Origin of the sequence: Stutzerimonas sp. FeSN7, assembly GCF_030263795.1 — a bacterium.
Classification (GTDB): Bacteria; Pseudomonadota; Gammaproteobacteria; order Pseudomonadales; family Pseudomonadaceae; genus Stutzerimonas; species Stutzerimonas stutzeri.
The window spans coordinates 2,603,507-2,625,116 of the sequence record NZ_JARPMN010000001.1; the positions used below are offsets into that span (position 1 = coordinate 2,603,507).

At 63.9% G+C, this 21,610-nt stretch carries 17 protein-coding genes; 6 read left to right on the top strand and 11 right to left on the bottom strand.

Annotation, left to right across the window (positions count from 1 at the left end; all coding sequences use genetic code 11):
* Positions 1 to 29: 29 nt before the first annotated feature.
* Together ltrA and pdxB are read right to left on the bottom strand one after the other, a co-directional pair.
* Positions 30 to 1,769 (bottom strand): group II intron reverse transcriptase/maturase, encoded by a 1,740-nt coding sequence (gene ltrA, locus P5703_RS12195; RefSeq protein ID WP_011912970.1) that lies wholly within the window; start codon positions 1,767 to 1,769, stop codon positions 30 to 32.
* A 1,114-nt stretch (positions 1,770 to 2,883) separates the two neighbouring features.
* Positions 2,884 to 4,029 (bottom strand): 4-phosphoerythronate dehydrogenase PdxB, encoded by a 1,146-nt coding sequence (gene pdxB / locus P5703_RS12200; protein ID WP_011912969.1) that lies wholly within the window; start codon positions 4,027 to 4,029, stop codon positions 2,884 to 2,886.
* A gap of 121 nt (positions 4,030 to 4,150) precedes the next feature.
* On the opposite strand from pdxB, the gene P5703_RS12205 reads away from it, so the two are divergent.
* A complete protein-coding gene (locus tag P5703_RS12205; RefSeq protein WP_011912968.1) occupies positions 4,151 to 5,545 on the top strand; it encodes an MATE family efflux transporter in 1,395 nt (464 codons plus the stop codon).
* A 10-nt stretch (positions 5,546 to 5,555) separates the two neighbouring features.
* Here P5703_RS12205 and P5703_RS12210 read toward each other — a convergent pair whose 3' ends face one another.
* From P5703_RS12210 to P5703_RS12230, 5 genes are all read right to left on the bottom strand, one after another.
* Complete coding sequence (locus P5703_RS12210; RefSeq protein WP_279641847.1) at positions 5,556 to 6,659, bottom strand: cyclic nucleotide-binding domain-containing protein; 1,104 nt, start codon at positions 6,657 to 6,659, stop codon at positions 5,556 to 5,558.
* 17 nt (positions 6,660 to 6,676) lie between these two features.
* Positions 6,677 to 7,624 carry a 1-aminocyclopropane-1-carboxylate deaminase/D-cysteine desulfhydrase gene (locus P5703_RS12215; RefSeq protein ID WP_279641846.1) on the bottom strand — a complete coding sequence of 316 codons (948 nt, stop codon included), beginning with the start codon at positions 7,622 to 7,624 and terminating at the stop codon, positions 6,677 to 6,679.
* An 8-nt stretch (positions 7,625 to 7,632) separates the two neighbouring features.
* Positions 7,633 to 8,991 carry a hypothetical protein gene (locus tag P5703_RS12220; RefSeq protein ID WP_019407644.1) on the bottom strand — a complete coding sequence of 453 codons (1,359 nt, stop codon included), beginning with the start codon at positions 8,989 to 8,991 and terminating at the stop codon, positions 7,633 to 7,635.
* A 187-nt stretch (positions 8,992 to 9,178) separates the two neighbouring features.
* Positions 9,179 to 9,601, bottom strand: a complete 423-nt coding sequence (locus P5703_RS12225) for a nuclear transport factor 2 family protein (RefSeq protein ID WP_011912964.1) — start codon at positions 9,599 to 9,601, stop codon at positions 9,179 to 9,181.
* Positions 9,602 to 9,633: 32 nt separating this feature from the next.
* Complete coding sequence (locus tag P5703_RS12230; protein ID WP_017245326.1) at positions 9,634 to 11,664, bottom strand: NADPH-dependent 2,4-dienoyl-CoA reductase; 2,031 nt, start codon at positions 11,662 to 11,664, stop codon at positions 9,634 to 9,636.
* A gap of 187 nt (positions 11,665 to 11,851) precedes the next feature.
* On the opposite strand from P5703_RS12230, the gene P5703_RS12235 reads away from it, so the two are divergent.
* Both P5703_RS12235 and P5703_RS12240 read left to right on the top strand, forming a co-directional pair.
* Positions 11,852 to 12,865, top strand: coding sequence for a carbon-nitrogen hydrolase family protein (locus tag P5703_RS12235; RefSeq protein ID WP_243364748.1), 1,014 nt, complete (start codon positions 11,852 to 11,854; stop codon positions 12,863 to 12,865).
* Positions 12,862 to 13,899: an AraC family transcriptional regulator gene (locus P5703_RS12240; RefSeq protein WP_285587122.1), complete on the top strand. Its 1,038-nt coding sequence runs from the start codon at positions 12,862 to 12,864 to the stop codon at positions 13,897 to 13,899. The genes P5703_RS12235 and P5703_RS12240 overlap by 4 nt, the downstream gene beginning before the upstream one ends.
* A 266-nt stretch (positions 13,900 to 14,165) precedes the next feature.
* Here P5703_RS12240 and P5703_RS12245 read toward each other — a convergent pair whose 3' ends face one another.
* The 3 genes from P5703_RS12245 to P5703_RS12255 are packed head-to-tail and all read right to left on the bottom strand — an operon-like array spanning position 14,166 to position 16,783.
* Positions 14,166 to 14,333: a DUF2474 domain-containing protein gene (locus P5703_RS12245; RefSeq protein ID WP_011912960.1), complete on the bottom strand. Its 168-nt coding sequence runs from the start codon at positions 14,331 to 14,333 to the stop codon at positions 14,166 to 14,168.
* Positions 14,333 to 15,340: a cytochrome d ubiquinol oxidase subunit II gene (gene cydB, locus P5703_RS12250; RefSeq protein WP_279641844.1), complete on the bottom strand. Its 1,008-nt coding sequence runs from the start codon at positions 15,338 to 15,340 to the stop codon at positions 14,333 to 14,335. Before cydB ends, P5703_RS12245 begins: the two co-directional genes overlap by 1 nt.
* Positions 15,341 to 15,343: 3 nt before the next feature.
* Positions 15,344 to 16,783 carry a cytochrome ubiquinol oxidase subunit I gene (locus tag P5703_RS12255; RefSeq protein ID WP_279641843.1) on the bottom strand — a complete coding sequence of 480 codons (1,440 nt, stop codon included), beginning with the start codon at positions 16,781 to 16,783 and terminating at the stop codon, positions 15,344 to 15,346.
* A gap of 199 nt (positions 16,784 to 16,982) precedes the next feature.
* Here P5703_RS12255 and P5703_RS12260 point away from each other — a divergent pair, with 199 nt between their 5' ends.
* Together P5703_RS12260 and P5703_RS12265 are read left to right on the top strand one after the other, a co-directional pair.
* Complete coding sequence (locus P5703_RS12260; RefSeq protein WP_234492765.1) at positions 16,983 to 18,026, top strand: M4 family metallopeptidase; 1,044 nt, start codon at positions 16,983 to 16,985, stop codon at positions 18,024 to 18,026.
* 9 nt (positions 18,027 to 18,035) lie between these two features.
* Positions 18,036 to 18,368: a protealysin inhibitor emfourin gene (locus tag P5703_RS12265; RefSeq protein ID WP_017245322.1), complete on the top strand. Its 333-nt coding sequence runs from the start codon at positions 18,036 to 18,038 to the stop codon at positions 18,366 to 18,368.
* Positions 18,369 to 18,376: 8 nt separating this feature from the next.
* Here P5703_RS12265 and P5703_RS12270 read toward each other — a convergent pair whose 3' ends face one another.
* A complete protein-coding gene (locus tag P5703_RS12270) occupies positions 18,377 to 20,575 on the bottom strand; it encodes a putative bifunctional diguanylate cyclase/phosphodiesterase (protein WP_041755457.1) in 2,199 nt (732 codons plus the stop codon).
* A 194-nt stretch (positions 20,576 to 20,769) separates the two neighbouring features.
* Here P5703_RS12270 and P5703_RS12275 point away from each other — a divergent pair, with 194 nt between their 5' ends.
* On the top strand, positions 20,770 to 21,606 hold the full coding sequence (locus P5703_RS12275; RefSeq protein WP_017245320.1) for an isocitrate lyase/PEP mutase family protein: 837 nt from the start codon (positions 20,770 to 20,772) through the stop codon (positions 21,604 to 21,606).
* Positions 21,607 to 21,610 lie beyond the last annotated feature (4 nt).

Below are 21,610 nucleotides of genomic sequence, written 5' to 3' on the forward strand. Positions count from 1 at the left end.
AGGCTAACCGACATTAATGGTGCGAGATATTAGCATCTCTGGCCACCGTATCGCAGAGTTACCTTTTCACGCCGGCTATGCACCAGCGCATGACAGTTGGGATGAAGCAGCACACGGTTCCTCAAGGTATCCGTCCCGCCGTCCACACGCCTGATGACGTGATGGTCGTGCCAACCGGTTTCCTTGCTGATCGCATGCCCGCACAGGGCACATAGCCCCTTCTGCCTACGGAAGATGCTGAGGATCTGTCCTCGATAACGCAGCGTGTGCTGCATCCGTTGAACCCTCAACGCCTCCCACTTCAGCTCCTGCGTCGCGTCGTAGGGCTGATACTCTCCCGATAAACGCTTGTGACGCACGATTGCGGTCTCCGCCAGCTCGTACAGCCGCCGGAACTGCCTTTCTCCCTTGCCATTTTTGTAGGGATACGCAAACACCCAGTTCTGCCCACCTATGGATCGGAAGTATTTTTTCCTGATCCAGTCAGCCGACTTCCGCGGATGCCTCCGCTTCGCCCACCTCCAGAGTCGCCAGAAGATAAGGCTATCCAGCTTGCTGAAGGTTTGTTTTGCCACGACCGTGGAGTGGTATTGCGCCCACCCCTTCAGTACCGGGTTCAGCTGGCCGATCAACGCGTCCTGCGTCAGTGCTCCGCTGCCTTTGATGATCTCACGCACTTTCCGATAGAACGCCGAGACGTTCTTCTTCGAGGGCTTGATCAGCAGCTTGGCATTCCTATACGGCGATTTCGGCACGTACTTCCTGAAATTCCACCCCAGAAAATCGAAGCCTTGGTGGATGTGCGTGATCTGCGTTTTCTCCCGTGACAGCGCAACTCCTCGTACCGACAGAAATTGCTCTACCCAGGGCTTGACCTCTTCCTCCAACAGCTCTTTCGAGGCTGCAGTTACGACGAAGTCATCCGCATAGCGAACACACTGTACCTTGCTCTTCTTAGCGTTCCGGGTCCCCAACTTGTTCACCAGATGGCGCTTTAGCTGAGTCTCCAGACCATTCAGGGTGGCGTTTGCCAGACAGGGCGAGATGATCCCACCCTGCGGCGTCCCGGCCTCCGTAGCCATGAGTTGTCGCCGGTCGATAACTCCGGCCTTCAACCACTTGCGCAGCACCGTCCTGTCCATCGGAACATTCCGGCACAGCCATTCATGGTTAATGTTGTCGAAGAAACCTTTGATGTCGCCTTCCAGAATCCAGACCGGCGCCGTTTGTGGCGACAGCAGGTGGAAAAGCTCGACCATTGCGTCAGCAGTCGAACGATCCGGGCGAAATCCATAGGATTTCAGATCGCTGGTGCTTTCGATTACAGGTTCCAACGCTTGCAGATACAGCGCCTGCATGGCCCGATCCAACATCGTCGGGATACCCAGTGGGCGTTTCTCTGGCTTGCCGGGCTTCGGTATCCAAACCCGCCGTAGCGGCTTGGGCCGATAGCCTCGCTTTTTCGACAGACGTCCCACGGCCTGGAGCTTGGCCTGAGGCGTTCCCCAGGTTTCTCCATCGACACCCGGCGTCTTGCGACCCCGGTTCTCCGTGACTCGCCTTACAGCCAGACAGCGGCCATAGAACGAGTGGGTCAGCAGTCGTTGCAGGCGTTTAACCCTGCGCCAGTCGCCTTCCCCAGTTGCCTGCGCAATCTTTAGCTGCGTTTTCCGAACGGCTTGTTGAATCCTGGCCCAATCAAGATCGTGCCAGTTCGTCATCCCGTCGAAGGACGCAGACGCGACCGGTGCTGCTGGTTGCGTTTTCATACTGTCCTCCTGAGATCACGACTTTCAGGACGGACTACTCCCCTATGGGCAGTAGTCGCCCATAGGGTCGTTTGTTATCGCTGGAATCAGCGGCTATGTTTTGCGCTCGTAAACCAGATGCAAGTCAGCCAGGGTTGCCCCTGCCGGTGATGTTTCAACCGGTATGCCACCCATTACAGGCAGCCCTTCGCTTTTTGCATCCTCCCATTCCCCACACCCATCAGCGCCCCTTGCGGTTTGCCTGCCTGACCGATGTTGCTGACCAGGCGGGTGGTCGGGATTGCCACGTTCCCCGAGACGCATCAATTCCCCGTTTAGGCTTCGTCTCTCCCCCGGCAGTCTGCGGTACCGCATCACCTCATCCCACAGTGATGACCGACTGCATTGCCGTTTTTGGCTGAGGCCAATAATTGCCGTAGGCCCGTCCATTATGACGAGGGTTCTGGCGACGATTCACATGTGTTAGCCATGCGGGTTGGGTCATTAGCCTCGACACGTCCGTGCAATTCGGACGCGAAGCGTTCTCCGTCACCGGATAACACCCTCTTGCGAGCGAGACATTGTTAATCGGGCTTCACACCCCAGGGTTGGCCCCTGACGCATGCCGATCTAATGAACGGGCAGGTACATGCCCGGCTCGGTACTCCCTGTGCAAGCGGAGCTGAGCAATGCGTTTCGGAGCTTGACGCTCCGTGCTTGGTTCAACGTCCCCAACGTCTCACGACGGTGATAAGGCTCTATGCCAAACAAGAGGACGAAGTTCTGCCCTGAGGGCGGAATTCACCCTCAGGCTTAGACATTATTTGTAACAATCCAGACGGACCGGAAAGCTACTTTCCTGTGTCTGCACCTCACTCTGAACCCATTTTGGGCGCGAACTGATGCAGATTTATTGCCTAGCTTCGCTAAAACGCAGAGCGTCCGAAGCATAGGTTTACCAGGCAGAGCCGGTACATTGACTGCTGTTTTAAGCATTAACCCCCTGATAGCAAAGGGTTTGGAGCCATGGTGCAGTAAACCAAACCAAGCACGACACGTACACACGTGTCGCACAGGACGGGTAATGCTAGCGGAGCAGGATGGAAATTGCATCCGAGCTGAGTCCGATCCGTGGCTAGCGCAGCAAGCGGGCCCCGAGCGCGCTCACCACCGCCGTCAACGCCGGATTGTCCCCCTCTATCCTTACGGCGAGACCGTCGATCTCACGTCGCGCCGGGTAGGCCTTGCGCAGCAGATCGAAGGCGGCCCGGCGCTGCGCATCGTCGCCCTGGAGACTGCGGCGGAAATCCGCGTCGTCGCGACGCGGGTCGTAGACCGCCCTGCACAGCGTTGCCAGCATCTCGGCCGGCTCTGCCGATGCGGCGAAGGTGAGCCCGGCAAGCGCAGGGCCAGGCATCAACTGCGCCAGCTCGACGGTCGGCTCAAGGCCGCGAGCGGCGCAGTAGGCCGCATGGATCTGCGCCGTGCCACGCAACTTGCCGTCCAGGCTGTAGCCGGCGATGTGTGGCGTGGCGATGCGACACAGATCAGCCAGTTCGACGTCCACCTGTGGCTCGCCTTCCCAGACATCCAGCACCGCCTCGAGATCCGGGCGCTGCAGTAGCAGATCGCGCAACGCCGCGTTATCCACCACCGCTCCTCTGCTGGCGTTGATCAGCCAGGCCCCCGGTCGCAGCCCACTCAGGCGCTGACGGTCGAACAGATGGAAGGTCGGGCAGTCGCCGCTCATGCTCAACGGGGTGTGCAGACTGATGACATCGCACTCGGCAATCACTTCATCCAGCGTCACGAAACCGCCTGCCTCGCGAGTCTGGCGCGGCGGGTCGCAAACGCGCACATCCCAGCCGAGGCCTCGCAGCACTTCGACCAGGCGCCCGCCTACCTCGCCGGCACCCACCACGCCGAAGCGGCGTCGCGCCAGGGCTTCGCCCCTGACTTCGGCTAAGGCCAACAGGCAACCCAATACGTAATCGACCACCCCCCGCGCGTTGCAGCCAGGCGCGCTGGCCCAATCGATGCCGGACTGTTCGAAATAGTCGAGGTCCAGATGGTCGGTGCCGATGGTGCAGGTGCCGACGAAGCGCACCGCGGTGCCTTGCAGCAATTCGCGATCGACCCGCGTCACCGAGCGCACGAGCAGCACATCCACGCCCTCCAGCGCCGCCCGATTGATGCGACGCCCGGGCATGCGACGGATCTCGCCGAGACCGGCAAAGAACTCATCGACCAGCGGGATGTTTTCGTCGGCAAGGATGTGCATGGTGTGGCTCCGGTTGGGGGAAGCACATTCTAGACGGGCCGCCGACGCTTTGCCGCCTTCCTGCGTGCAGCGACCCGGCGTAGACTAGCGCGTTTCTTGTATACAACTGGAACGCCTCGCAATGCCCACTGAGCTTCGACTCAGACGGGTCCGCCTTGAACTGCGCACCCTCTTCGCCCTCGCCCTGCCCATGATGATCGCTCAGCTGGCCAGCACTGCCATGGGCTTTGTCGATACCGTGATGGCCGGCCGCGTCAGTCCGCACGACCTGGCTGCCGTCGCGCTGGGCAACTCGATCTGGGTGCCGGTCTACCTGCTGGTCAGCGGCATTACCCTGGCCACCACACCCAACGTCGCCCAGCGCTTCGGCGCCGGGCATCACGCCGAAATCGGCCCGCTGGTGCGCCAGGCCCTGTGGATGGGCGTTGGCATCGGCATCGGCAGTGCACTGCTGATGTGGAACGCGAAGCCGGTGCTGCATCTGATGAAGGTCGAACCCGCCCTGATCGATCCAACCATGGCATACCTGCGCGCCGTCGCCTGCGGCTTCCCGGCCATGGCGCTGTATCAGGTACTGCGTTGCTTCAGCGACGGATTGGGTCACCCACGGCCGAGCATGGTCATCGGCATTCTCGGCCTGCTGCTGAACATCCCGCTGAACTACGTGTTCATCTACGGCAAGCTCGGTATGCCGGCGCTGGGTGGTGTGGGTTGCGGCGTATCCACGGCACTGGTGATGCTGTTCATGCTGACCTCCATGGCCATCTGGGTGAAGCGTGCGCCGGCCTATCAGGCAAGCCAGCTGTTCTCCCACTTCGAGGGCCCGCGCTGGCCGCTGCTTCGTCGCCTGCTGTCGGTCGGCGTGCCCATCGGCATCGCCGTGTTTGCCGAAGCGAGCATTTTCTCCGTGATCGCGCTGCTGATCGGTGCGCTCGGTGCGACGGTGGTGGCCGGGCATCAGATCGCCCTGAACTTCACCTCGCTGATCTTCATGATCCCGCTGTCGCTGGGGATGGCCGTGACCGTGCGCATCGGTCAGGAGCTGGGCCGTAGCGCACCGCGTGATGCCCGTTTCGTAGCCGGCGTCGGGATCGCCGCAGCGCTGGTCTATGCCTGTTTCTCGGCGAGCGTCATGCTGCTGTTCAGCGAGCAGATCGCACGGATCTATACGCCTGATCCAGCGGTGATCGCGGTCGCCGCCAGCCTGTTCTTCTATGCCGCGCTGTTCCAGTTCTCGGACGTGGTTCAGGTCACCGCGGCGGGCGCGCTGCGCGGTTATCAGGACACCCGCATGACCATGGTCTACACGCTGTTCGCCTACTGGGGCATCGGATTGCCGGTGGGTTACCTGCTGGGGCTGACCGATAAGCTTGGCCCAGCGAGCGGGCCAAGCGGGCTTTGGCAGGGCCTGATCGCTGGCCTCAGCTGCGCGGCGCTGCTGCTGAGCGTGCGGCTGGCACGTAGTGCGCGCCGGGAAATCCGCCGCCATGCCGCATTGCGCAGAAGCGCGGCCTGAGCCAACCCGCTCAGAGGCTGCGTTCTATGCGTCCATCGGACCGAGCCAGATAGCCGGTGCCGCACTCCCACAGCAGCGCCGCGCGATCATCGCTGCCGAGCGCATCGAGCCCGCCCCGCAGCGCATAGGCAGTGAAACCGAGCTGGGTCAGCAGGAAGACCGCACTCGCGCTGCGCTTGCCACTTTCGCAATAGCACAGGTAGGTGCGGCGGGGATTCAGCAGTCGCGTTTTCAGCCGCAGCAGGTGCAGCGGCATGTGCAGCGCCTGCATGGCATGGCCGCGCTCGTAGTCATCGGCGAGCCGAACGTCCAGCCACTGAGCGCCGCAGCCGAGCAGATCGGCCACTTCGTCCAGATCGACCTCGCTCACCACCGGCGCCTTGAGCAATTCGAAAAAGTCGGCCCGGCCCAGGCGCAGCACGCTGCCGTCCTCGATCATTGCCACGCTGGCGTTGCGCGGACGATCTTCCAGCAGCGCTTCCTCGCCGAAACAGGCGCCGGTTTCGAGTTCCGCCAAGAGCTGTTCGCCACTGCCCTCGGCCTTGAGTACCTGCGCGCGACCACTCTTGAGGAAGTAGCAGCAGTCCCCCGCCTCGCCTTCACGCAATAGCGTCTGCCCGGCCGGTGCCTCGACCGACACGAGCCGGTGCAGCATGCTGCGTATGTTCTGCGGAGGAACCTGGGCGAACAGGGGATTGTCGAGCAGACGTTCCAGCCACTCCGTTTCTTCGCCGTCCATGGTCAGCTGCAACAGCACATCCTGCAGCGCTTGGCGCCAGGAAAGCAGGCGATCGAGTTCCACGGCATCCACGCTCAGCAGATGGCAATCCTCCAGTGCCCGCACCTCCCGCGTCCGTTCTGACAGCAGGCTATGCAGCGCCGCCGGAGTCCCCGCCGCGAGCAGCCCCTGTTGCCCCTCGACATCGCTGACGAGCAGCTTCCCGGCCATCAGGTAGTAGCGTGTCGTCGCGTGCCGTTCGTCCAGCTCAAGCACCTCGCCTGCGGTGAGCACAAGCGGCACGGTGCGCGCACGCAGCTCCCAGAGCTGACGTGGCGACAGCGCGTTCAACGGGATCAGATCACGCAGCTGATCAGGGTGCAGCGGTTTGTTCATCCTGGAAAATCCAACCTCTAGCCATGGATCAGCTTGTGCAGCTGACTCTCAGCAGCACGGCGCCCCTGCAATCCACCGGTGTGGACGAAAAGCACGCGTGTGCCGGCGGCAACATAACCGCGCTCGATATAAAGGCGCAATGCCATCATGGTCTTTGCGGTATAGATCGGATCAAGCGGCACCCCGCCGTCACGCTCGGCCGTGTACATGAACTGCGCCAGCTCCTTGTCGAACCGGGCGAAACCGCCGCGGCTGGCATCCAGCAGCTCGTAGCCCTCATTGGCAACGCCCGCCTGCGCGAGCAGCGCCGCCACATTGTCATCGACAGCATGCGATGGCGGGCCGGCCAGCGCGCCGATTACCGGATGCCGCCCGGCCTCACCGATGACCAGTCCGGCCAGGGTCGTTCCGGTTCCGGCGGCAAGCCAGACAGCGTCGTAATCGTCCCAGCCGACCGCAGCCAGTGCCGATGGCAGCCTTGGCACGAGTTCGGCGCAACCCAGGGCGCCAAGTAGCCCGCCTCCGCCCTCGGGAATGCAGTAGTAACCGCGATGGCGTTGCTGCCATGGCTGCCAGAAGCCGGGCAGGTTGCGTGCCCGGAAGCCACCGTAGCCCAGCCAGTGGATCTGCATGCCCCAGGCTTGCAGATCGGCCACCGTCGGCGTGTCCTGCTCGTGTCCGCGCAGCAGGCCGACCGTCGCGAAACCGAAACGGTGACCGGCCGCGGCCAGAGCGTGCAGATGGTTGGAATGCGGACCACCAAGGCTGATGAGCCCCGGCGAGCCGGCACGGCGGGCTGCGTCCAGATGGTTAACGAGTTTGAACCACTTGTTTCCGGACAGCTCCGGGTCCACCAGGTCGAGCCGCAACACCACCACGTCGACAGCGGCCTGCTGCAACCAGTCCAGATGCAGACGTTGCAGAATCAGCGAGGCATCGGAGACGACGCAATGTTCGGAAATCAACAAACGGCTCAGCTACCGGTACGCTGCCGGTCTTCCTTGCGATGCCGGGCACAGCAGTTGGATTCGCCGATCACGAAACGACTCGGTGCATCGACCTTGTCCAGCGGCATGGCGCAACGCTCACCACTGGCCAAGGTCGCGATACAGGCGGGTTTCTGGTAGTGCTCGAGCCATTGCCGGTATTGTTCCTCGGAGACGAAGCACTTGGCAGCGGCATAAGCAAGGGGGTTGGCTCGGTAGCGAGCAAGGTCCTGCAGCGCGATGGTCAGATGCCCGGCGCCCGGATGGTAGGCCATGAACACCACGCCCTGGCGCGACAGGTCCTCCAGCACCCGGTCACCGCTCTGCCGCAGCGTCTCGCATTCGTTCTTCAGCCGCTGGATCTCCTCATCCTGCTGCGCGTCCAGCTCATTGCGATAGGCCAGTTCTACGTCGCGGATCGCCACCTGCTCCTTGTACTCGGCCACTGCTGCGGCGATGCGCGCCTGGGCCTCATGCTCGAACTGCTCTCGCGCCGCGCCGATCTCGACACGACCGCTGACTTCCAGCGTCCGCAACTGCTTGCTCATCTCCTCGCGGGCTTTCTGGAAGCTTTCCGCCTGCGCGGTCATCTGCGCATGCAGGCTGGCATTGAGTTCGGTCTGTTGCTGCAGCTGCTGCTGCAGCGAGCGGATCTCGTCCTGCAGAAGCTTGCGCTCCTTGTCCGCCGCAGCAGCGCTCTTGAGCGCGTCCTCTTCCCGCAAACGTTCGAGATTGGCGATGCGCTGACGCTGCTGCTTGATGAGCAACGCGGCTTTCTGGCGCTGCTCCCGCTCGTGACTTTCGGATCGCTGGGTAGTGGCCTCCTTGCCAGCCTCGGCCGCATACCAGGCGTCTTCGGCCACCATCTGCAGGCGTTCGGCAGGCACGACAGGCGCGCCCTCGTCCTCCACCAGCAGGCCAAGCTGGTTGCGCTTGATGGTGTCGCGCAGCACTGCCAGATCGTTGCGCTCGGCGCTGACCTTGGGATCCCACATATGCATCTGGTGCCAGGAGACGGGGCACTGGCTGCGACAGGCCAGGCGAATGGGGCCGGCCCCCATGTCCGGCCCGCGGCCGGTGCGCTCGGCCAGCTGGCGCAGCGGAATGTTCCAGCCGTCATCGGCGGAACCATCTTCATTGAAGTCGAGGCAGAAAAAGACGGCGGCACGCACCTGCAGCCGCGGGTTGATCATCACGTAGACGGCATGCATCTGGCGGTCAGCGAATTCGGGCAACGCAACCACCCCGTCCAGCACCGCTTCGAACTCCGGATACAGCATTTCCTTGCAGATGGTGCCTTCGTTGTAGAACAGCACGGCCTCGACCATCTGCGGTTTGTTCTGCATGCTCGACTTCCCTTATCGCCCGTCACCGCGAGCCCGAATACTGAAACGCTCATCCACGATCGCGTCTCTTTGGGGCTCGAGTTTAGGGGAATTGATCAAGCGTGCAATGTGACTCGGTTGGCAGCGAGCCCGCGCATCGCGCGACCCGCCAGAGCCGTCCGGCGGATTTGCGATGAGCTTAGCTAATTCAGCTACCGCCATAGGCGGCGAGGCGGCGCTTCATCTCGTCGCCAAGTGCCTGCAAGCCGCTCATGGGGCGAACCATCACCTCGAATTCGATGATCCGGCCCGTTTCGTCGAAACGGATCAGATCGATGCCCTTCAGTTCGCGATCACCCACCCTGGCACTGAACTCGAGCACGACGTCTCGGCCTTCGGCGCTGGCCAGCTCGCGGTGATAGCGGAAGCCTTCGAACACCTGCAGAACGGTATTGAGGATCAGGTTGACCGCAGGGGCTCCTTCATAAGGCTTATGAGCCATCGGCGAGCGGAACACCGCCTGGGGGTGCAGCAGTTCCGGCAAGCCGCTCAGATCGCGCTGGGCGATCATCGCGTGCCAGGCCTGCAGGCATTCGGCGGCTTGCGGCTGCAGCATTGTCTTGATGTCCATACGCGTGCTCCGTGGGTTAAGCCTGAATGGAATCAGAGCGCCGCGGCCAGACGGCAGCCCTGATTGATGGCGCGCTTGGCATCGAGTTCAGCCGCCACATCGGCACCGCCGATCAGGTGGACCCGGGCGCCTGCCGCCTCCAGCGTCTGCTGAAGCTCACGCAGTGGCTCCTGACCGGCGCAGAGAATGACCGTATCCACCGGCAGCACCTGCGGCTCGCCCTCGCCGACACGGATGTGCAGCCCGGCGTCGTCGATCTGCAGATACTCGACCGAATTGAGCATCTGAACGTGCTTGTTCTTCAGTCCCGTACGATGAATCCAGCCGGTGGTCTTGCCCAGCCCGTTGCCAACCTTGGATTTCTTGCGCTGCAGCAGATAGACCTGGCGCTTGGGTGCATGCGGCGCCGGCTGGATGCCAGCGATGCCGCCGCGCACGGAAAGACCGAGATCAATGCCCCACTCCTTCCAGAATGCCTCGCGGTCCAGGCTGGTGGATTGTCCATCGTGGGTGATGTACTCCGACACGTCAAAGCCGATGCCACCGGCACCGATCACCGCCACGCGCTGACCGACCGGCTTGCGTTCGAGAATCGCGTCTAGATAGCCGATCACCTTCGGATGGTCGATTCCGGGAATCTCGGGGGTGCGCGGCACGATGCCCGTGGCCAGGATGATCTCGTCGAAACCGCCTGCCAGCAGCGCCTCTGCCGTGGCGCGGGTATTCAGGCGCACCTCGACCCCGGTTTCCTCCAGCCGATTCTGGAAATAGCGCAGGGTCTCGTAAAACTCTTCCTTGCCTGGCACGCGCTTGGCGACATTGAACTGCCCACCGATTTCGCTTGCTGCGTCGAACAGCGTCACCTGATGCCCCCGCTCCGCTGCAACGGTCGCTGCAGCGAGGCCAGCCGGACCGGCGCCAACCACCGCGATCTTCTTCACCGCGGTGGTGGGAATGTAGTTGAGCTCGGTTTCATAGCAGGCACGCGGGTTGACCAGGCAGGTGGTCAGCTTGCCGCTGAAGGTATGGTCCAGGCAGGCCTGGTTGCAGCCGATGCAGGTATTGATCCGCTCGCTGTGCCCAGCGGCCGCCTTGTTGACGAACTCCGGATCGGCGAGGAACGGGCGTGCCATGGACACCATGTCGGCATCACCCTCCGCCAGCACCTGTTCGGCCACTTCCGGCGTGTTGATGCGGTTGGTGGTGATCAGCGGAACGTTCACCTCGCCGCGCAGCTTGGCGGTGACCTTGGTGAACGCCGCGCGCGGCACCTTGGTGGCGATGGTCGGAATCCGCGCCTCGTGCCAGCCGATGCCGGTGTTGATCAGCGTGGCGCCGGCCTGCTCGATGGCCTTTGCCAGCTGCACCACCTCTTCCCAGATGCTGCCGCCCTCGATCAGGTCGAGCATGGACAGGCGATAGATGATGATGAAGTTCGGGCCGACCGCCTCGCGCACCCGGCGCACGATCTCCACCGGCAGACGCATGCGGTTCTCGTAGCTACCGCCCCAGCGGTCGGTACGGTGGTTGGTGTGGGCGACCAGGAACTGGTTGATGAAGTAGCCTTCCGAACCCATGATCTCTACGCCGTCGTAGCCGGCGCGCTGGGCCAGGGTCGCGCAGTTGACGAAATCGCGAATCTGCTTCTCGATGCCCTCTTCGTCCAGCTCCCGCGGGGTGAACGGGTTGATCGGCGCCTGGATCGCACTGGGTGCGACCAGCTGCGGGCTGTAGGCATAGCGACCGGCGTGCAGAATCTGCATGCAGATCTTGCCGCCGGCCTCGTGCACGGCCTGGGTGACGATCTTGTGCTCTTCGGCCTCTTCCGGCGTTGACAGCTTGGCGGCACCGGCGCGCACCGAGCCCTCCTCATTGGGCCCCACGCCACCGGTGACGATAAGGCCGACACCACCGCGGGCGCGCTCGGCGAAGAACGCCGCCATCCGCTCGAAGCCGTTGGGCATCTCCTCCAGACCGGTGTGCATGGAGCCCATCAGGGTGCGGTTGCGCAGCGTGGTGAAGCCCAGATCGAGCGGAGCCAGCAGATGCGGGAAGGCGGTCATCGGTGTGTCCTCATCATTGTCGGTGCCGAGCCTCTTGGGGCTGCGGTCGGATATGCAGCGACGATAAACAGCCCAAACCTCACGCTCAATGATCATAAATGACAACTTTCTGATCATTCAGCGCAAAACGCTTGGCAAGCCACGCCGCTTTACCTAGTCTGACGGCGTTCATCACGGCCTTCTTTTCATGCGCACCTACCTGAATCTCGCACTGCTGGCGGTCCTGGCCGGCGTCTCGCTCGCGGTCTATTTCGACTGGACCCACGACCGCCGCAGCGGCCCACTGCTATCCGACCTGCGCACCCTGCCCATCGAAAGCCGCGGTCAGGCCGGCGCCGCGGGCAATCTGCTGGGCATCGAGACCCGACTGCAACCGGCCGATTACCAGAGCCGCGAGCGGCTGCAGCTGAAGTTCCGTACCTACCTGCAACAGGCGGCGGATGAAGGATTGCTCAGCGAGCGCACCGTCGTGGTCTTGCCCGAGCATGTCGGCACCGGCCTCTTCGCCCTGGGCGAGAAGCCGGAAGTCCAGCAGGCGCGAACGCTACGCGACGCCATGCAGTGGATGGCGTTGAGCAACCCCGGGCGGTATCTGCGCGCCCTGACCGGCAACCAGGGCGACGACCGCCGCACCGGTGCCGTGCTGCGCCTCAAAGCGCGGCAGATGGCCGAAGAGTACCAGGCGATTTTCGGCGGCCTCGCCAAGGAGTTCGGCGTCACCCTGGTAGCGGGCTCGATCGTGCTGCCCGAGCCCTATCTGGAAAACGACCGGCTCAAGATCGGCGACGGACCGCTGCGCCAGATCAGCCTGACCTTCGACGGCCGCGGCAAGCCGCTCGGTGCCTTGCAGTACAAGCACGCCTTGAGCCGGTACGAGCGACGCTACAGCGTCGCCCCGATCCCCGAACCGCACCGACTGATCGAAACGCCCGCAGGTTCGCTGGCGGTGCTGCTAGGTTGCGATGCCTACCTGCAGCGACCGCCAGCGGAGGCGAGACTGCTGGCGGTACCGGGCGCCCTGGCGGACCCACAATCTGCCTGCGGCAGCGCACCCGACAACCGGCTCGCCGAACCCTCAGCCATGTCCGTGCATACCCTGGCCGTACCCTGGAACCTGCTCGGCTCCCCGCGCCGCCCGGCCCCACCGGGGCATGGCATTCCGGTACAGATCAAGAACCACTGGCTTGGCAGCGCGCCATGAATGCGCAACGGGTGCGGCTGGGCGATCTTTCGGTCGGCTTCCTGCACAGTCTGGGCGAGGCGCTGCAGCTGTATGGGCAGGATCCGCAACCGCTGCTGCAGGCCTATGGGCTGGATGCAGAGCGCCTCGCCGAGCCTCATGCACGGCTGTCCATCCCGCGCTATATGCGGCTCGGCCATGCGGCGATTCAGCTGGCCGGCGATCCCGCGCTGGGCCTGGAGATGGGACGTCTGCGCAAGCCGAGCCACCTCGGGCTCGCCGGACTGACCGCCGCCCAGGCGCCGACGGTGCGAGACGCGGGGCGGGCTCTGATCCGTTACGAACCCTTGTATGCCTCCAACTATCGCGGCAGCTCGAGCTTCCACGAAGACGCCGCCGGTGCCTGGCTGCGCTTCTATTCCATCAGCCCGTACAACGCCTACAACCGTTTCGTGGTCGACACCGTGCTCGCCAGCTGGATCGCCCAGCTGACACGCCTGTGCGGGCAGCCGCTGGTGCCCGCGGCAATCCATATCGAGTTCGAGGCACCGGAATATGCGGCGCGTTACGAAGCGCTGTTCGGTCGCCCGGTGGCCTTCGGCGCCGAAGCGAACCAGCTGCAGCTGGATCAGCGCGCGCTGGCCCTGCGCAATCCGGAGCACTGTCCCGGCACCTGGAGGCACCTGGTCGAGCTGTGCGAAGGCGAGCTGGAGCGGCGTACCCGCACACGCAGCCTGCGCGAACGCGTCACGCAGATGCTCGGGCCCATGCTCAAGGGGCAGGAGCCAGACCTGCAGCAGATCGCTTCCCGCCTGCAGATGCCCGCCTGGACGTTGCGGCGCAAACTGGCCGAAGAAGGCAGCAGCTACCGCGCAATCATGAACGACACACGTCGCGATCTGGCGATGGCCTATATCCGCGATACCGAATCGGCCTTCGGCGAAATCGCCTGGCTGCTCGGCTTTTCCTCCGCGGAGGCGTTCCAGCGCGCCTTCAAGCGCTGGAGCGGTCAGACGCCCGGTGATTACCGGCGCGCGCAGCGGCGCGGCGGCTGACCAGTCGACCCTTCGGACTAGAGTTCGACGGCGTCCTCGGCACTGTCCGGATGATCATGCTCGGCGGCATGCCATTCCAATAGTTCATCCTGATAGTCGTCCATCGCGAATCTCCCAGCCTGCGGCTACGTCGAGCCAATGTTCATCGATCAGTTATCAAGCTTCGTGCCAGGGAGCCTACAGCCCGCTGGTGAACCTATCGTGACCGGAGAGCACGGGGCGACGCCAACGATCGACTGTCGCCGGCAGCTGGAGCAGGTGTGCAGCTAGGACGGCGAGGACAACCCCGCCGCGTTCATTGCCAGGCGCAGCAGCCAGGCCACGACGCCCAGCGCCAGCACGCTGCCGCTCCAGATCAGTACTAGCCAGCTCATGCGCTGCCAGAGTGGCTTCGGCTCGCCCTCGCCGGCGGGCTTTCGTTCATGCGGGGCCATCAGTGGTACCCATCCTCGGCACTGACCTTGCCGCGGAACACGTAATAGCTCCACGCCGTGTACATCAGGATCAGCGGCAGGATCAGCAGTGCCCCGACCAGCGTGAAGCCTTGGCTCTGCGGCGGTGCGGCCGCCTCCCAGATGGTCACCGATGGCGGGATGATGTTCGGCCAGAGGCTGATACCCAGCCCGCTATAGCCGAGGAAGATCAGCGCCAGGGTGAGCAGGAACGGCGTGTAGTTGGCGTACCGCTGGATCGAGCGCAGCAGGCCGAAGGCACATAGCAGAACCAGCACCGGGACCGGCATGAAGTACAGCAGGTTCGGCATGCTGAACCAGCGCTCGGCAATATCCGGGTGGGTCAGCGGCGTCCACAGGCTGACGATGCCGGTTACTGCCAACACCGCCCAGACCAGAGGAATGCCGATGTCGTGCATGCGCCGCTGCAGCTCGCCGGCGGTGCGCATCATCAACCAGGTGCACCCGAGCAGTGCATAGGCGACGATCAGCGCCAGCCCGCAGAACAGCGAGAACGGCGTCAGCCAGTCGAATGCGCCGCCGGCATAGGCGCGCCCCTCCACCGGCAGGCCGCTGATGAATGCGCCGAGCACCACGCCCTGGAAGAAGGTCGCCGCCAGCGAGCCGCCGATGAAGGCCTTGTCCCATACGTGCTGCCTCTGCTTGCTGGCCTTGAAGCGGAACTCGAATGCCACGCCGCGGAAGATCAGTCCCATCAGCATGAAGATGATCGGCAGGTAGAGCGCCGATAACACCACCGAATAGGCCAGCGGAAAGGCCGCGAACAGCCCTGCCCCGCCCAGCACCAGCCAGGTCTCGTTGCCGTCCCAGATCGGCGCCACGGTGTTCATCATGACGTCCCTATCGGAAGTGTCCTGCACGAACGGGAAGAGGATGCCGACGCCTAGATCGAAGCCGTCCATCACCACGTACATCATGATCCCGAAGATGATGATCACTGCCCAGATAAGTGAAAGATCGATACCCATGGCTCAGTTCCTCTCGCCCAGTTGATCGCCCTGTTCATGGTTGATCGCCTCGTCCGCGGCGGATATCGGACGCATCGGCGTGCGCGCCTCGCCCGGCCCGCCGGCACCTTTCTCGCGTCCTTCGCTGATCACCGGCCCTTTCTTCACCAGCCGCAGGACATACACCATGCCGATGCCGAAAACGGCGAAATAGACCACTACGAACATCGCCAGGGTGAGCCCCAGCTGCCCCGCGCCGTGATTCGAGACCGCGTCGGCGGTGCGCATCAGGCCGTAGATGACCCAGGGCTGACGTCCGATCTCGGTGGTGTACCAGCCGGCGAGAATGGCGATGATCCCGGACGGCCCCATCAGCAGCACCATGCGCAGAAACGCCCGGGAGCTGTACAGCCGATCGCCACGGCGCAGCAGCAGGCTCCAGATGCCGGTGATGATCATCAGCAGCCCGAGCGCGACCATGATGCGGAACGTCCAGAACACGATGGTCGAGTTCGGCCGGTCCTCGGGCGGGAAATCCTTCAGCGCCGGGATCGGCTCGGTCAGGCTGTGATTGAGGATCAGGCTGGCGAGATAGGGAATCTCGATCTTGTAGCGGGTTTCCTCGGCCTCCATGTCCGGCCAGCCGAACAGCAGCAGCGGCGTCGGCCCGCCTTCGGAATTGTCCCAGTGCCCTTCCATCGCTGCGATCTTCGCCGGCTGGTATTCGAGGGTGTTCAGACCATGAAAATCACCGATTACCGTCTGTACCGGAGCGACCAGCAGCGCCATCCACATCGCCATCGAGAGCATCTTGCGGATCGCCGGGTTGTCCTTGCCGCGCAGCAGATGCCAGGCCGCCGAAGCGCCGACGAAGAACGCGGTGGCAAGGAACGCCGCTACCGACATGTGCGCCAGGCGATAGGGGAATGACGGGTTGAAGATGATCGCCAGCCAGTCCACCGGCACCACCACGCCATCGATGATCTCGTGGCCCTGCGGCGTGTGCATCCAGCTGTTGGAAGCGAGGATCCAGAAGGTGGAGATCAGGGTGCCCACGGCCACCATCACCGTGGAGAAGAAGTGCAGCTTGGGCCCGACGCGATTCCAGCCGAACAGCATCACGCCGAGAAAGCCGGCCTCGAGGAAAAAGGCCGTCAGCACCTCATAGGTCAGCAGCGGCCCGGTGACGCTACCGGCGAACTCCGAATAGGCACTCCAGTTGGTGCCGAACTGGTATGCCATGACGATGCCCGAGACCACGCCCATGCCGAAGTTCACCGCGAAGATCTTCAGCCAGAAGTGGTAGAGGTCCCGGTAGACCTCCTGCTTTGTCTTCAGCCACAGCGCCTCGAGTACGGCGAGGTAGCTGGCCAGGCCGATGGTGATGGCCGGGAAGATGATGTGGAAGGTAATGGTGAACGCGAACTGCACACGTGCCAGCTCGAGTGCTTCCAGTCCGAACATTGGGCAACTCCTCGTCTGATGACCTCCCGCCTCGTCTGTGACGGCGAATACGGGGTCCAGCACAAGTGACAGCAGATTGCGCCAAGGGTGCAGCGCAACCGCCGCAGCAAGTCGTCGCAGCCTCTGGATCGGCGGTCGGCCCGATCGAACCTGAGCGGTCTATGCTGCAGCTAGCCGCATCCGACCAGGAGTTTCGCCGGTGCCCATCCGTTCATTCATCCCGCCGTACATTCTCGACCGCATGATCGATCGCGGCTCGCCCTACTTGCGCAGCTGTGCTCGCGAAACGCTGGACCACGTGCAGAGCCTGCAGCCCAACCCGGGACCGCCACGCCCCACGGCGATCGCGGAGCTCGGCGAGCTGCGCACGCCCGGTCATCCACAACGGCGCATCCACGATGCCGAGCAGCGCATGCAGCTGCCCGGCACGCTCCGTCGCCGCGAGGGTCAGAGCGCTTCAGGCGACCCCGCGGTGGACGAGGCCTACGATGCCCTTGGCGCGACCTACACCTTCTTCTGGCAGGTGTTCCAGCGCGACTCCATCGACGATCTGGGCATGCCGCTGATCGGCACCGTGCACTATGGCCAGGGTTATGAAAACGCCTTCTGGAACGGCGAGCAGATGGTGTTCGGCGATGGCGACGGTGAGCTCTTCCAACGCTTCACCCGCTCCCTCGACGTGGTCGCTCACGAGCTGGCCCACGGGCTGATCGAGAGCGAGGTCGCGCTGGTTTACTACAACCAGCCAGGGGCGCTGAATGAGTCGGTTTCCGACGTCTTCGGGGTGCTGACCAAGCAATATGCGCTTGGCCAGACCGCCGCCGAAGCCGACTGGCTGGTCGGTGCCGAACTCCTGACCGACAAGGTCCAGGGCGTGGCGCTGCGCTCCATGGCCAACCCCGGCACCGCCTACGACGACCCGCTGCTCGGCCGCGACCCGCAGCCGGCGCATATGTGCGATTTCATCGAAACCCGCGAAGACAACGGCGGCGTGCACCTCAATTCCGGCATCCCCAACCGCGCATTCCACCTCGCGGCCATAGCGTTGGGCGGCTACGCATGGGAACAGGCCGGGCGCATCTGGTACGCCACCATCTGCGACCCGCAACTTCCGAACGATGCCGATTTCGCGACGTTCGCAGGCGTCACGCTGCAACAGGCAACGCGCCTGTTCGGCCGCGGCTCCAGCGAAGCCGAAGCCGTGCAGCAGGCATGGCTGCAGGTCGGCGTTTCACCGCGCTGAGGAGGCAACATGAAGATGCCGGCCCTGGGCCCTGAAACATCCTTGCGGATCTCGCGCCAGGGCGGTCTCGTTGCCGCGCCGGCGCTCGCCCGCCCCCGGCAGATCGAATTCGCCGACTGCGACCCGGCGCAGCGCCGTGGCCTCTGCTCGGTTGTGGAGCGCTGCCTGCCGATCGCCAGCAAGGACGTCGGTCGTGGCGACCAGCGTTTCTTCAAGGTCGAACTGCACTATCGCCGCGAGGACAGCGATGCCGAGATGATCCTGCAGATCGCCGAGGAGCGCGCGCCACAGGAGCTGCTGCGGCTCTGGCAGGACGGCGCGATCCCCGATCCGCCAGGCTGAGCGAACGGCTAGAAGCGCAGCTCGTCCCCTGCAGCGAGCAGCGCGTCGATTCCCGTCGCCGGCAACGGCCGCGACAGCAGGTAACCCTGGAATTCGTCGCAGCCGTTGTGGCGCAGGAACTCGAATTGCGCGGCGTTCTCTACGCCTTCGGCAACCACGGTCTTGTGCAGGCTCTTGCCCAGCGAGATGGCGGCGCGGGCGATCATCGCCACCTCGTCCTCCTGCTCGAGACCGGTGACCAGCGAACGGTCGATCTTGATGATGTCCAGCGGGAACCGCCGCAGATAGCCGAGCGCCGAGTAACCGGTGCCGAAATCATCCATGGCCAGGCGAAAGCCGCGTGCCTTGAAGTCGGCAAGAATGGATACGGCGCGGCTGCCATCGCCGAGAAACACCGTTTCGGTGATCTCCAGTTCGACGAGCAGCGGCGACAATCCCACCTCGTCGAGCACCGCCATGACCCGCTCGACCACATCGTCGCCGAGAAACAGCAGCGGTGAGAGGTTCACCGCCACCAGCAGCGGTACCTGGCGTCCCGCATTCCAGCGCCGGGCGTCGCTGAATGCGCGGCGCAGCACGGCCAGCGTCAGGGGCATGATCAGGCCGCTTTCCTCGGCCACCGGCACGAAGCGATCGGGGCCGATCACCCCAAGGTCGGCGTGTGTCCAGCGGGCCAGCGCCTCGAAGCCGACGATGCGCCGCTGGGCATCCACCTTCGGCTGGTAATGCACCGCGAACTCGTCGCGCTCCAGTGCGGTGCGCATCGCAGCCTCGAGATTCAGACGCTCATCGGCGATGCGGTTGAGGTCATGGGTGAAGAACTGGAAGTTGTTGCGTCCCCGTTTCTTCGCCGCGTACATGGCGATATCGGCATGCTTGAGCAGGGTTTGCGCATCCTCTCCGTCATCCGGGAACATCGCCACGCCGAGGCTGGCGCCAACCTGGAATTCGCGCCCGGCAAGGGTCACAGGGCGACGAATCTCGTTCAGCACGCGCTCGAGCAAGGAGATCACGGTACTGATGCGGTAATGGTCTCCTAGCACCAGCACGAACTCGTCGCCCCCCACCCGCGCCACGGTGTCGGAGCCGCGCAGGCTGCCGGCCAGGCGCGCCGCGATGCTCTTGAGCAGCTCGTCGCCAGCGACATGGCCGAGGCCGTCATTGATGAACTTGAAGTTGTCCAGGTCGATGAACACCAGCGTCAGGTAGTAGCCCAGGCGTGCCGCCCGCGCCAAGCCCTGCTCGATCCGGTCGTTGAGCAGTATGCGGTTGGGCAGACCGGTCAGCAGGTCGTGGTTGGCCTGCCGCTCCAACTGCTGCTGGTAATGCTTGCGCTCGGAGATGTCCTGCACCGTGCCCTCGTAGCAGATGAACTCGCCATTGGGGCCGCGCACCACGTGGGCGTTCTCGGAAATCCAGATGCGCGTGCAATCGCGCCGGTAGACCTCTGACTCGAAGTTGAGCACCTCGCCATGCTGCTCCATCAGCTGGCAGAACGCCTCGCGCCGCCCCGGCTGGACGTACAGACGACGCTCGATGTCCGCCAGGTCGGCAACCAGTTCGGAGGCGCTGTCGTAGCCATAGATGCGGGCCAGCGCGGGGTTGGCAGCCAGGTAGCGGCCATCGCGGGTCGACTGGAAGATCCCCTCCGAGGCGTTCTCGAAGATGCTGCGATAGCGCAGCTCCGCCTGCTCCAGTGCCTCGAGCACGGCGCGCTGGGCGGTGATGTCTTCGATGAAGCCTTCGACGACGATTTCGCCCTGCTCGTCCGGCACCGCGACGCCGCGCTCGATGACCCATTTGATGAAACCCGCCGCGGTGCGGATCCGGTAATGCACGGTGAAGCGGCCAAGGGCTGCGATGGCTCCATCGATGCTGCGGCGCACCCGCGCGCGATCATCCGGATGGGTGATCTGCTCCCACGATACCTCCGCGTCATCCACCAGCGCCGCGGCGCTGTAGCCGCACAACCCCAGCGAGCCCTGGCTGACGAAAATCATCGTCCACGACGCATCGTTACGGCAGCGATAGGCCATTCCTTCCAGGTTGTTGACCAGGGTATCGAGTACGCGAGAGCGGTCTAGGACCTCGCAGGTGAGCAGGCTGCTGCGGCGGTTGGCGGATTTATCGATCATCGTTTCGGGCTTGAGGTGTTTCGCGTGACCGTACGGTCGGCTGCGAAAAGGCAGAAAGCCATCACCGAGCAAGAAACGCTCCAGCCTGTTTGCGTCAGGCTACCCGCCTGGGCAGGCTGCAAATACGTGCAGTACGCTCCAGAAAGGCGCAGCGATCGTCTCGACGCACCGAAATCAGGCACGAATGCCAAGTCGCAGCGCACCATCTACGCTTAACCGCGCCGGCATAGCGAATCCGGCGCGCCCACCAGCCAGCCGAGGTACCCATGGTCGATCGCAGCCAGTCCGAGAAACGAGCCATTTTCCGCGAGCTTCACCGTTCGGGCTGCTTCGTATTGCCCAACCCCTGGGATGTCGGTAGCGCAGCGGCTCTCGCCAGCCTCGGCTTCAAGGCCCTGGCCACCACCAGCTCAGGTTACGCCTGGTCCTGCGGGCATGCAGATGGACAGATGACGCGTGATGATGTCCTCGCCCACCTGCGCCTGATGGCTCGCTCTACAGACCTGCCGATCAATGCCGACTTCGAGAGCGGCTACGCCGCCACGCCTGATGGCGTCGCCGAGAACGTGAGCATGGCAATCGAGACCGGCGTGGCGGGGATATCCATCGAGGATTCGACGGGCGATTCGCGCGCGCCCCTGCGCGAGATCGCCGAGGCAACGGAACGCATGCAGGCCGCGCGGCAAGCCATCGATGCGGCGGGCGGCGAAATCATCCTGACCGGACGCGCCGAGAACTTTTTCGTCGGCCGTCCCGATCTGGACGACACCATCCGGCGCCTGAAAGCCTACGCCGATGCTGGCGCCGATTGCCTCTATGCACCGGGGCTCAGGACGCGAGAGCAGATCAGTGCGGTGATTGCGGCGGTGGCGCCGAAGCCGGTCAACGTGCTGATCGGCTGGGACACCGATCTCACCGTGCAGGACCTCGCGGACCTCGGCGTCAGGCGCATCAGTGTCGGCGGTGCATTGGCCCGCACGGCGTGGGCAGGCTTCCTGCGCGCCGCTCGCTCCCTTGCCGAGCACGGCCGTTTCGATGGTTTCGCCGACGCGGCCTCCGGTGCAGAGCTCGACGGGATGTTCGATCGCCGAGACAGGCCATAGCACG